Raw genomic sequence first — 12,066 nt, forward strand, 5'->3', positions numbered from 1 at the left:
CACTTGCAGGTATCCGACCATGAACACTCCTTACCATTCCGAACCCGATTTCGCGGACGCGGTCCGTCGCAACCAGGCCGCACGGCACGCCAGCCTGCGCAGCCACTACGACTTCATCGTCTGCGGCGCAGGCTCCTCGGGCTCCGTTGTCGCGGCCCGGCTGGCCGAGAACCCGGACGTGCAGGTCCTGCTGCTGGAAGCCGGCGGCAGCGACGACGTCGCGAGCGTCATCGAACCGGCGCAGTGGCCGCTCAACCTGGGCACGGAACGCGACTGGGGTTTCATGGCGGAGCCGAACGTCCACCTCAACGGCCGCTCCATTCCCATGAACATGGGCAAGGTGCTGGGCGGCGGTTCCAGCATCAATGTGATGGTCTGGGCGCGCGGCCACCGCAGCGACTGGAACCATTTCGCTGCGGAGGCGGGCGACGAGGCCTGGAACTACGAGTCCGTACTGCAGATCTACCGCCGCATCGAAGACTGGCACGGCCCGGCGGATCCGGAGCGGCGCGGGCAGGGCGGCCCCGTCTACGTGGCGCCGGCCCGCGATCCGCAGCCGACGGCCACCCTCATGTTGGAGGCCGCGCGCTCGCTGGGCATCCCGACCTTCGACAGCCCGAACGGCGCGATGATGGAGTGCGACGGCGGCGCCGCGATCAACGACCTGCGCATCCGCGACGGCAAGCGCCTGTCGGTTTTCCGTTCCTATACCTATCCGCGCATGGCGCAGTGCAACCTGACGGTGCTGACCGATGCGCTGGTCTCGAAGCTCACCTTCGAGGGCAGCCTGGTGACCGGCGTCGAAGTCATTCTCGACGGCCGCAAGCGGTGGATCGGCAGTACTCGCGAAGTGATTCTGTCGCTGGGCGCCGTGAACACGCCGAAGGTCCTGATGCAGTCCGGGATCGGCCCGGAGAAGGAGCTGCAGCGCCACGGCATCGCCGTGCGCCAGCACCTGGCGGGCGTCGGCCAGAATCACCAGGACCACGTCTCCTTCGGCTGCATCTGGGAATACGCCGAACCGCAGCAGGTCGGCAACGGCGGCTCCGAGGCGACGCTGTACTGGAAAAGCGATCCACGCCTGGACGCGCCCGACATGCTGCACTGCCAGGTGGAGTTCCCGGTGCCGAGTGCGGAGAACGCGGCGCGCGGCGTGCCCGAACACGGCTGGACCATGTTCGCGGGCCTTGCACACCCGAAGAGCCGGGGCGAGCTGTTGCTGTCCGGTCCCGAGGCGAACGACGGCATGATCATCCGCGCCAATACCTTGTCCGATCCGGACGACATGCGCGCGGCCCTGGCCAACATCGAACTGTGCCGCGCGCTGGGCAATGCCGGCGCCTTCGGGCGACTGGTGAAGGGCGAGAGCATGCCCGGCAAGCTGAATCGCGAAGAGATGGAGGCCTACATCCGCAACGGCGCCGTCACCTACTGGCACCAGTCGTGCACGGCCAAGATGGGGCGCGACGCCATGTCGGTGGTGGATGCCAGGCTGCAGGTCTATGGCATCAAGGGCCTGCGCATCGCCGATGCGTCGATCATGCCGCGTATCACGACGGGTAACACGATGGCGCCCTGCGTCGTCATCGGCGAACGGGCGGCCGACCTCATCAAGTCCGCACATGGTGTCCAGGGAATACGCTAGAGTGAAGGGATGCACAAAGACCATACCGTCACTGTAGAAGAAGCCGTCCAGGTGCTTGCCATGGTGGGCGACCTGAGCATGGGCCAGCCCACCGACCAGTCGATCCGCTCGGCCGCCCTGGCCGAGCGCCTGGCCCTGCAGGACGGCGCCGCAGCCGGGGCCTGCGCCCACGTGCGGCTGGTGACGCTGCTGCGCTGGTCGGGCTGCACCGCCAATGCAAGCGGCTTCACCGACCTGCTCGGCGACGACGTCGCCGGCCGCGATGCGATGCTCACGCAGACCCTGCCGCCCGGCACGAAAATGACCTTCACCAGCGTCGCGCCGCTGGCCCGCATCCACTGCGAGGTATCGGGCGCGATCGCCGAGGCCATGGGCTTGCCGGTGGAAGTCGAGATCGGCCTGCGGCGCGTGTGGGAACACTACGACGGCGGCGGCATCCCGGAACGCCTGACGGATGCGGACATCCCGCGCCTGGTCTACTACGTCAACCTGGCGAGCGACCTGGAGATCCTGACGCGGGCGCATGGGCTGGACGAGGCCCTGCGGATGATCGCCGGGCGCGCGGACAGGAAGTATCCGGCCGACCTGGTCCAGCTGCAGGCGGCGCATGCCGCCCAGTGGCTGGAGGCGGTCGAAGCACCTCCCTGTCCGACGGAACTGCCGGTCCTGAGCGAGCGCGTGTCGCTCACCATCGTGGCCGACATGATCGAACTGAAGCTGCCCTGGCTGCTCGGCTACTCGCGCCGGGTAGCGGACCTCGCCGAGCGCGCCGCGCAGCTGGCGGGCTTGAGCCCGAGCCAGCAGCAGTGCCTGGGCCGCGCCGCCCTGATGCACGGCATCGGCCGTGCCGCCGTGCCGAACGCCGTCTGGCAGCGCAGCGGCAGGCTGACGACGGCGGACTGGGAAAAGGTGCGCCTGGTGCCTTACTGGACGGCGCGCGCCGGCGTGCAGATTCCCTCGCTGCGCGCCGAGGCGACGCTCGCATCCCACATATATGAGCGCCTGGACGGCAGCGGCTACCACCGCGATCTCGAAGGCGATACGCTGACCATGGCGCAGCGGATCCTGGCCGCAGCAAGCGCCTATGCGGCCTTGTGCATGCCGCGCCCCTGGCGCGCTGCTTGCGATGCCGAGGAAGCAGGCCGGCAGCTTGCGGCCGGGGTGTCGGCGGGGCGTTTCTGCGGCAGCGCCGTGAACGCAGTCGTCACTGCCGCCGAAGGCAAGGGATTGCAGGTCGAAGAGCCGGCGGCACAGCGCAGGCGCCTGCTGTCCGAGCGCGAGACCTCGGTGCTGCGCCGGCTCAGCCTCGGCGAAAGCAACAAGGAGGTCGCGCGCGAGCTGCAGATCAGCCCATCGACCGTGCGCACCCATGTCGAGAGTATCTTCCGCAAGCTTGGATGCTCGACGCGCACCGCGGCGACGCTGAAAGGCCTGACGCTCGGACTGATCTAGGCCGCAGCCATCACGGAGCAGACCTGCGCCAGGATCTTCTTCACGCCGATCTCCTGGATCAGTATCTCGCCGCCATTCGCCTTGATCAGGCCGACGGTGATTCCGGCTTCGTCGCCCGCCATGCCGACCGGGCTGGCCGCTTGCGGCGCGAAGCACTGCACCGAATGCACGTCGTCCACCAGCAGCCCGATTGTCGTCGCGCCATCGCGCACCAGGATGACCTGGCCATCGCCGCGCAGCGCCCGGGAGCGGCCAGAGGTCAGCCGCGCCAGGTCGAACACCCACACGAAATGGCGCCGCTCCTTGTCGATGTCGACATCGAGCATGCCGATGCGGGCGCCATCGGAGGGGGGCGTGCGTTTGACACGCGCGAAGGGCACCGCCTCGACCACTGCGCCGGCATCCAGCGCCATCAGGACGCCGTCCACCTCGAACAGCGCATAGTTGCGGCCATACTCGTGCTCCGGACGTACGCGCGCATGTCCGCCCATCGCTGCGATTTCCGGCGCGGAGCGCACCGGACCGAAGGACTGCAGCAGCACCGACAGCACCGGCTGCTCGCGCCCGGTAACGGCGCGGAACTCGCGGTAACCTTGCGCGCGGGCGCAGGCTGCGACGCAGTACTGGCCGCCATGCGCCACGATGCGTGCGTCGTGACCTTGCTGCGAGGCCGCCTCCAACAGAGCGCGCTCGAGCGGCAGCACGCTCCCGGGTGGATGGGAGGAATCGGTCCCGCACAGCACCCGCCCGTCCGGGCTGACCAGGAAGGCGTGCATGTTCGCGCGCCCCGCCACGCCGCTGTCCAGCATATTGCGCAGCTCGACGGCACTGTCGAAGACGATGCCTATGCCGCCCACGACGGTCGCATCGCGCTCGGGATGACGGATCGCCGCGTGGTAGATGAAGGTGGGCCGGCCGTCGTACAGCGGCGAAGGGCCGAAGGGTTCGACGTAGTGGTCCATCTCGCTGCGCAGGCCTGCCACGGCGCGCAGGGTCTCGCCCGGCACCTGGCCGCCGACGACATCCTGCGAACCCGTTGTCGCGACGATGCGGCCGCTGCGGTCGTAGACGAAGAGGCGGGTGTAGACCGTGTACAGGCCGTTGATATGGTGTAGCAGGGCGCCGATGCCTGGCGTTTTTTCCTGTTCGTCGCCACAAGCCAGGGCCTGCCGCAGCTGGCCGGCCAGCGCCCACCAGCGGCAATCGTTCGCACGTTCGTAGAGGCTGCGGTCCAGCATGTCGACCAGCAGCTGGGCCGTGAACGCGGCAGCCTGGAGGCTCGAGGCCAATACCGTCTGGTACAGGCCCTGGATCGATTGCGAGAAGGCGGCGTCGCTGCGTTCGCCCGTTTCGGTGATCTGGTCCAGCACGGGGTTCAGGCGACTGCTGTCGCGCACTTCGCCATGCGCTGCTTTCACGCTGCTGATCTTGCCGTTCCAGACGATGCGCTTGATGGCCTGGGTCGTGCCAGACACGGAGGACATCAGCGTGTGCAGTGCCGGGTTGAAGGTGTGCGCGTGCGACAGCAGCCCTTGCAGCATGCCCGGCGCGACCTGGGACGCCGCATCCTGGCGCACACCGCGAAAGGCCAGGTCGAGCGGCGCCATGACCTGTGTCTTCCAGCCCGGCGGGCCCGGATAGCCCTGGTAGCCGTTCGAGGCGAAGGTGCGCACCAGGTACTCGCGGCCCGCGAACATCCGCGAAGCCGTGCTCTCGTCAAGACTGACCGGCACCTGCACGCCGGGCGCGATCCACAGGGGATCGGCGCTGCTCACGACCCGGTTGTCGGCATCGAGCAGCAGCATGGTGGCGCGGCCTTCGCGGTCGCTGTAGGCCTGGAAGATCGCTGTCAGTTCGTGCTCGAAGCGAAAGCTCAGGACCAGCACGCCGGTTACCGCGCCGCCGCCGGGCTCGCGCATGGCCCGCGAGTAAAGCAGGGCGCGTGCATGGCCGGGACGCAGGTCGCTGGCGCGGAAGGTCTCGATATAGCCCGGGGCGCCCAGCGTCGCTGCAACCAGCGGGTCGCTGCTGTGCGCAAGCCGGCCGGAAGCGTCGGCCTGCGCCAGCACGGTGCCGTCGGGCCTGAGCAGCAGGATGTCGTCGTAGACCGTGTACTTGTCGCGGTAGGCGGCCAGGCGGCGGCGCGCGGCCTCGCTATCTGTGGCCTGGCCTGACACGAAGCGGCACAGGTCGAGGTCGGAGGCCAGGAAGCCGACGTCGGCGGTGCGCTCGAACAGGTTGCGCACCAGGAGATCGAGCGCATACTGCGCGCGCGTCGCGGCTTCGCCCAGCACCCCGCGCACCTTTTCGAGGACCATATTGGCGACCAGGTCGCGCTCGAGCTGCACCAGGTCGGTGCGGGTGGCCAGCACCGCCGGCAGCAGCAGGCGCGCCTCCACAGGGCAGTTCATTTTTGCGGACGCCTCGATCAGGCGCCAGGTCTGGTGCAGTTCGTGCAGCGCCGCCTGGCGCTGCACCACATCCGGCATATAGGGCAGGAAGGACTCCACGGGACGAGCTTGGGATTCTTGACTCATATTCACTCGATAGAACAATTCGTTTCTATCAAGCAAATCCTATGCCAGACCCGTGCCGCCTGCTTCCTCCCTTACACCAACGCGATATCCGTGCTGATGTTGCCGACGATGGCGATGCTGTCGCCCGACTCCGCCACATTGAGCAGCACCTGGCCACGGTCGAAGACGCCGTCGCGCAGCTGGCCCTGCAGCTCCAGCATCTCGCCGGCCGTGGGTGCACGCTCCAGGGCCGTGCGGTACAGCAGGTCGATGAAGGCGGCATCGCTGTCCTGCGGCAGGCGGGCGCGGGTCTCGGGCGAGGCGGCGAAGACGTCGGCGATGGCGCCCAGCGACATGCCGTCGTCGTGGCGCGCCAGCCAGAAGTTCAGGCCACCCTCGTCGGGCGCACGGCCGAACATGGCGTGGTACATGCGCACCAGCACCGCCACGTCGCTGCGGTTGAAGTCCACGTCCTGCGCGGAAGCCAGCTTCTCGGCCGAGTTCACGAAAGCCAGTGCCACCGTGGCGCGGTCGGCGCCGCCGGCCAGCACGCCGGTCCAGAAGCTGCTTTCCGGCGGCGCCGCGCGGCCCAGCACCGACTGGTACAGCCCGGCCACGAATGCCGCATCGCTTGCCGCGCGGTGCAGCGGCGCACCTTCGGGCGAGCCGATCATGGCGGCGGCGATGTCGTGCATGGACACGCCGCGCCCGTGCATCTCCTGCCAGAACGCGATCTCGGCGTGCGAGGCCTGGCGGTGCAGCAGGCCCTCGTACAGGCGCGCCAGCACGGCTTCAGTCGCCATGCTCTGGCCGCCGGTGAAGCGCAGCGTCTCGACCGCCACCACCGTATCCACGCCGTCCTTGCCCACGCGGTCGGTCACCACCAGCTTGCCGTCCTTGAGGCGCAGCGAATAGCCGTCGCTGCGTCCCGCGAAGCGCGCCGTGTCCTGGCCGCTGCCGCCGTCCAGGTAGTCGTCGCCTTCGCCGCCGAAGACGATATCGTTGCCCTCGTCGCCGTAGATCATGTCGTTGCCGCCCGCGCTGCCGACGATGTCGTCGCCCGCGCCGCCGTGCAGCACGTCGTCGTCGGCGCCCAGGAAGATGGTCTGGCTGGCGCCATCGCCCCAGACGTGCTGGGAGCCGGCGCCGCCGGTCACGGTGGCGGTGCCGATCACGGCCGCGAATTCCACGTTGTGCAGTTCGATCGTCGCGCCGGAGGACAGCGAGCGCGTGTCGATCACCAGGGCCGACTGCACCGCGCCCGCGCCCTGCGGCTGGCCGATGATGCCGACCGGCGTGCCGGCGTTGCCGCCATTGCCGCCCACGACGATGGTCTGGACCAGCAGCGGCGTGTCGTCGGACAGGCTACCGAGGAAGCCGGCGCCGCCGCCCGTCAGCTGGTCCTGGACCTGGGAGCCGGCGGCGGTGTGGGCCTTGATCTCGCGGATCAGGTCATTAAGCGAATTGCCGGCCGCCTTGGGCGCCGTGGCGCCGGTCGCCTGCAGGCCGGCGCCGGTCGGCACCTGCACGCCGAGGAGGGTGCTGCCGTCCGCCGCCTTCACCAGCGGAATGTCGGCCACCGTGTTGCCGCCGACCTGCTCCTGGCGCGACGGGCTCACGATCGGGATGGTGATGCGCTGGCCCAGGTTGCCGTCGCCGAGGACGACGGTGGCGCTGCTGACCGACACGCCGTCGATCGTGGTGCTGTTGGTCGGCGGGGCCGGCGTGGAAGGCGCCGGGGTGGCGTTGGTCACGGCGGTCGCGCCGAAGCCGGCGGCGTCGTTGCCCAGGGCGTCCTGGACGGCATTCGCATCGTTGCCGGCGGTCGGGTCGGTGTAGGCCACCGTCACTGCCTGGCCGTTGCCCACGGCCGTGGCCAGCACCAGGGTCACGGTGCCGGCGGCGGCGTCGACCGCCACGCTGGTGACTGCGACGCTGTTGCCGGCCACGGTCACGGCAAAGCTGCCCGCCAGCGGCGGATGCGCGGCGTCGAGGGCGTTCGCGTCGGTGTAGCGCAGCACCATCGTGGCGCCGTTCACGGAGGCCGTGGCCAGCACGGGCCCGGCGGTGTCGGCGCGCACGCCCGCAAGCGGCGGGAGGTGGCCTGCCAGCGCCAGGATGGCGTCGTTGCCGGCGGCGTCGCGGATGGTGCCGCCGTTCAGGGCGATGCCCGTGATGGCGATGCCGTCGGCGTCGTTGTCGCCCGCCTGCACCGTGTAGCGGTAGGTGATGCTGTTCGCGGTCTTGGAGGCGAAGGCCGCGCTGCGCACGGTGCCGCCTATGTCGAGTGCGAGCGTGCTGGCGGTGCCGGCGACGACGACGTTTTCGTCGAAGGTGACGGTGAAGTCGAGCGTCTGGCCGACGCCGTAGTTCCCATTGGCCGGGGCCGACACCATGCCCGTCAGGCCGGGGATGGTGCCATCCACCAGCACGCCGCCGGTAGCCGGCAGGTGGCCGGCAAGGGACAGGCTGGCGTCGTTGCCGGCCGCGTCGCGGATGGTGCTGGAACCCAGCGCGATGGCGCCGACAGCGATGCCGTTCGCGTCCACGTCGCCGGCCTGCACGATGTAGCGGTAGGTGACCGTGTTGCCGCTGGCGGACAGGAAGACGGCGCTCTTCGCCACGCTGCCGACGGTGAGCGCCAGCGTGCTGTCGCTGCCGCCGACGGTGACGTTTTCGTCGAAGGTCACGGTGAAATCGAGGTGTTGGCCTGCCACGTAGGTGGCGTTCGCCGGGACCGACACATTGCCCGAGACGGCGGGCGCCGTGGTGTCGACCAGGACGCCGGAGGTCGGCGGGACGTGGCCGGCCAGAGACAGGGTGGCGTCGTTGCCGGCGGCGTCGCGGATGGTCGTCGCGCCCAGGCTGATGGTACCGACCGCGATGCCGTTGGCGTCGTTGTCGCCGGCCTGCACCGTATAGGTATAGGTGATGCTGTTCGCGGTCGCCGAGGCGAAGGTGGCGCTGCGCGGGGTGCTGCCGACGGTGAGGCCGAGCGTGCTGTCGGCGCCGGTGACGGTCACGTCCTCGTCGAAGCTCACCGTGAAGCTGAGCGTTTGTCCGGCGCCATAGCTGCCCGCGGCCGGCACGGCGATCGTGCCCGCAACGACCGGCGGCCCGGCGTCCACCAGCACCCCCGCCAGCGAAGGCAGGTGGCCCGCCAAGGACAGGGACGCATTGTTGCCCGCGGCGTCACGGATCGTGCTGCCGTTCAGGGCGATGCCGGTGATGGCGATGCCGTCGGCGTCCTTGTCGCCGGCCTGCACGGTGTAGGTATAGGTGATGCTGTTCGCGGTCTGCGAGGTGAACGCTGCGCTGCGGGCGGCGCCGCCGACGACCAGGCCGAGCGTGCTGGCGCCGTCGCTGGCGCTGACATTCTCGTCGAAGACCACGGTGAAGGCCAGTTGCTGGCCGGTGCTGTAGACGCCGTCCGGCGGCGCCGACACCATGCCCGTCACGGAGGGCACCGTGCCGTCCACCAGCACGCCGGCGGTAGCCGGCAGGTGGCCGGCCAGCGCCACGCTGGCGTCGTTGCCGGCCGCGTCGCGGATGGTGCTGCCGCCGAGGGAGAGGGCGCCGATGGCGATGCCGTCGGCGTCGATGTCGCCGGCCTGCACGGTGTAGCGGTAGGTGAGCGTGTTGCCGCTGGCGGACAGCAAGGCGGCGCTGCGCGCGGTGGCGCCGATGGTGAGGCCCAGCGCGCTGTCGCTGCCGACGACGGTGATGTTTTCGTCGAAGGCCACGGTGAAGTCGAGATGCTGGCCCGCCACATAGGTGGCGTTGGCCGGGGCCGACACCGTGCCGAAGACCGCCGGCGCGGTGGTGTCGACCAGCACGCCGGCGGTCGAGGGCAGGTGCCCGGCCAGCGCAAGATTGGCGTTGTTGCCGGCCGCGTCGCGGATGGTGGTCGTGCCCGCGTCGATGGCGCCGATCGCGATGCCGTTGGCGTCGTTGTCGCCGGCCTGCACCGTGTAGGCATAGGTAATGCTGTTCGCGGTTTTCGAGGCGAAGGTGGCGGTGCGCGCGGTGCTGCCGACGGTCAGGCCGAGCGTAGTGTCGGTGCCGCTGACGATTACGTTCTCGCCGAAGGTGACGGTGAATCCGAGCGTCTGGCCGCTGCGGTAGCTGCCGGCGCCCGGCGCGCCGATGAGCCCCGACACGGCGGGGGCGAGCGCATCGACCAGTACGCCGCCTAGCGGTGGCAGGTGGCCGGCCAGCGCCAGGTTGGCGTCGTTGCCCGCGGCGTCGCGGATGCTGCCGCCGTTCAGGGCGATGCCCGTGATGGCGATGCCGTCGGTGTCGCTGTCGCCGGCGTGCACGACGTAGCGGTAGCTGATGCTGTCGCCGTTCGCCGACAGGAAACTTGCCGCGCGCGAGGCGCCGCCGATCGTCAGGCCGAGCGTGCTGGCGGAGCCGGCTTGCTGGACGTCTTCACTGAAGCGCACCGTGAAAGTCAGTGCGTCGCCGGCGACATGGGTGCCGTCGGCCGGCGCCTGGATCGCGGCGACCGTCGGGGCGCTGGTATCGATGCGGATCCCGCCGGTTGCCGGGAGATGGCCGGACAGCGACAGGTCGGCATCGTTGCCGGCCGCGTCGCGCACGGTCGTGGCCCCGCGGACGATGCCGCCGATGCCGATGCCATCGGTATCCGTGTCGCCCGCCTGCACCGTGTAGCGATAGGTGATCGTGTTGCCCGATGCGGAACCGAAGGTGGCGCTGCGGGCGACGCCGCCGATGTCCAGGAGCAGGGTGCTGTCGGTGCCGGTGACCGTCACGTTCTCGTTCAGCGTGACCGTGAAGACCAGGGTCTGGCCTGCCTTCCAGCTGCCGTCGGCCGGTACGCCGATGTTGCCGGTGACGGAAGGCGCGATGCCGTCCACCAGCACGCCGCTGGTGCTGCCGACGCCGATCAGCGTCAGGTTGGCGTCGTTGCCGGCCGCGTCCTTGATGGTGCTGCCGTTCAGGGACAGGGCGCCGACCGTGATGCCGTTCGCATCGAGTTCGCCGGCCTGCAGGGTGTAGCTGTAGGTGATGGAACCGCTGCCTGCAGACTCGAAGCTTGCGCTGCGCGCGACGCCGCCGATGTCCAGGCCCAGCGCGCTGCCGGTGCCGGTCACGGTGAGGGCCTCATTGAATAACACAGTGAAGCTGAGCTTCCGGCCGGCGGCATAGATGCCATTGGCGGGCACCCAGACTCCGGTGACCTGGGGCGGAGTGCTGTCCACGGCCGGGCCGACCGTGATGTTGTCGAGGTAGAGGGTGGTGGCGCTGGCAAAGACGAAGCGGATCTCGTCGACGTTCGCGTAGGCCGAGCCGAAGCTCAGGGTGCCGTAGAGCCCGCTGGGGCCGTAGGCGGCGAAGGAATAAGTGATGCCGCTGCTGTAGGTGGAGTAGGAAAGGTCGAGGGACACGCCGGCCACCGCCAGTTGGCCGTTCGACCAGGCTTCGATGCTCACGTTCGTGGGCATGCCCGGACCCTGGCCGATCTTGACGGAGGCGAGGCTGAAATTCGTGCCGTCGGTGGACTTCATCGAGAATTGCTTCGGGCCGGGATCGAAGTAGTCGTTGAGGGCGACAGCGTGATCGGCCGTGTTTCCAGGCTCGTCGGTGTTCAACGGCGTGGGATACGTGTTGCTGTCGTAGAGCGCCAGCTCGGTCGGAACGTTGCTGGTGAAGGTCCAGGCGCCCAGGGTCATGCTTGTGAAACCGGAGACGGTCGTGTTCAGCATGCCATCGAAATTCTCACTGGCCACGCCCAGCAGGCCGCCGAAGCCCTCCTGTCCCGCGGGTGCCAGCGCCGACTCGGCCGCGATGGCGCCGGTGTTCGCCTCCAGATCCCAGTCTCCGCCCAGCAGTGCGCTGCCGCTCGGATCGATCGAGGCCGCGACGTCGGCGCCGGTCGCGGCCGACAGCGTTTCCAGGAAGCGCTCGCCCGCAGGGCCGGCCGCCACGTCGCAGCCGTAGAGCAGCAGGTCGGCGCCCGGCGCCAGGGCTTCGCGCAGCATGGCCAGCTCGGCGCCGCGTCCGGCCAGGCCGGCTTCACCCAGCAGCGTCGCGCCCAGTTGCAGGACGCCGGGCGCGCCATGGCTGAAGAGGTGGAGGGCCTCGATGCCGGCGCGGCCGGCGAGCGCGGCCGCGATCTGGGTCAGGCCGTCGGAGGCGCCGTCGATCAGGATGACCTCGACCCCCGCGCGGATGCCGTCGACCAGCGCCTGGTAATCGGCAATGGCGGTGTCGATAAAGACGATTTCAGTATGGCCGATGCCATGCATCGAAGGGGTCGTTAAGGCAGGCACGCGGCGCTCCATCAGGTTCATGATTTTGGACTAGAAATTTCTCACAAAAATTACCTTGCTGTAAAGAAAAACTGGAATCGCCGCCCGCCATGAAGCGCTTGTCTTGACACAACAATAAAACGGGCCGATCCTGACGTACGTACAAGCAAGTTTCGCG

General features: G+C 69.2%; 4 protein-coding genes. 2 read left to right on the forward strand and 2 right to left on the reverse strand.

Annotated features, from left to right (window positions below; translation table 11 throughout):
• Positions 1-19: 19 nt before the first annotated feature.
• Both ACQ7JA_RS01485 and ACQ7JA_RS01490 read left to right on the forward strand, forming a co-directional pair.
• A complete protein-coding gene (locus tag ACQ7JA_RS01485; RefSeq protein ID WP_430894138.1) occupies positions 20-1,645 on the forward strand; it encodes a GMC family oxidoreductase in 1,626 nt (541 codons plus the stop codon).
• Between the two features lie 9 nt (positions 1,646-1,654).
• Positions 1,655-3,097, forward strand: a complete 1,443-nt coding sequence (locus tag ACQ7JA_RS01490) for an HD domain-containing phosphohydrolase (protein WP_430894139.1) — start codon at positions 1,655-1,657, stop codon at positions 3,095-3,097.
• Here the strand turns inward: ACQ7JA_RS01490 and ACQ7JA_RS01495 are convergent.
• A complete protein-coding gene (locus ACQ7JA_RS01495) occupies positions 3,094-5,634 on the reverse strand; it encodes a chemotaxis protein CheW (RefSeq protein WP_430894140.1) in 2,541 nt (846 codons plus the stop codon). The two genes, ACQ7JA_RS01490 and ACQ7JA_RS01495, sit on opposite strands and share 4 nt — an antisense overlap.
• A gap of 71 nt (positions 5,635-5,705) precedes the next feature.
• Positions 5,706-11,930: a DUF4347 domain-containing protein gene (locus tag ACQ7JA_RS01500; protein WP_430894141.1), complete on the reverse strand. Its 6,225-nt coding sequence runs from the start codon at positions 11,928-11,930 to the stop codon at positions 5,706-5,708.
• Positions 11,931-12,066: the final 136 nt, after the last annotated feature.

The organism is Massilia sp. BKSP1R2A-1, from assembly GCF_050586525.1.
In the GTDB taxonomy this organism is placed as follows: Bacteria; Pseudomonadota; Gammaproteobacteria; order Burkholderiales; family Burkholderiaceae_D; genus Telluria.

What these genes read in the sequence shown, in the direction of transcription:
- ACQ7JA_RS01495 (WP_430894140.1), bottom strand. Translation starts at nt 5,634, where the DNA reads ATGAGTCAAGAATCCCAAGCTCGTCCCGTGGAGTCCTTCCTGCCCTAT.
- ACQ7JA_RS01500 (WP_430894141.1), bottom strand. Translation starts at nt 11,930, where the DNA reads ATGAACCTGATGGAGCGCCGCGTGCCTGCCTTAACGACCCCTTCGATG.
- ACQ7JA_RS01485 (WP_430894138.1), top strand. Translation starts at nt 20, where the DNA reads ATGAACACTCCTTACCATTCCGAACCCGATTTCGCGGACGCGGTCCGT.
- ACQ7JA_RS01490 (WP_430894139.1), top strand. Translation starts at nt 1,655, where the DNA reads ATGCACAAAGACCATACCGTCACTGTAGAAGAAGCCGTCCAGGTGCTT.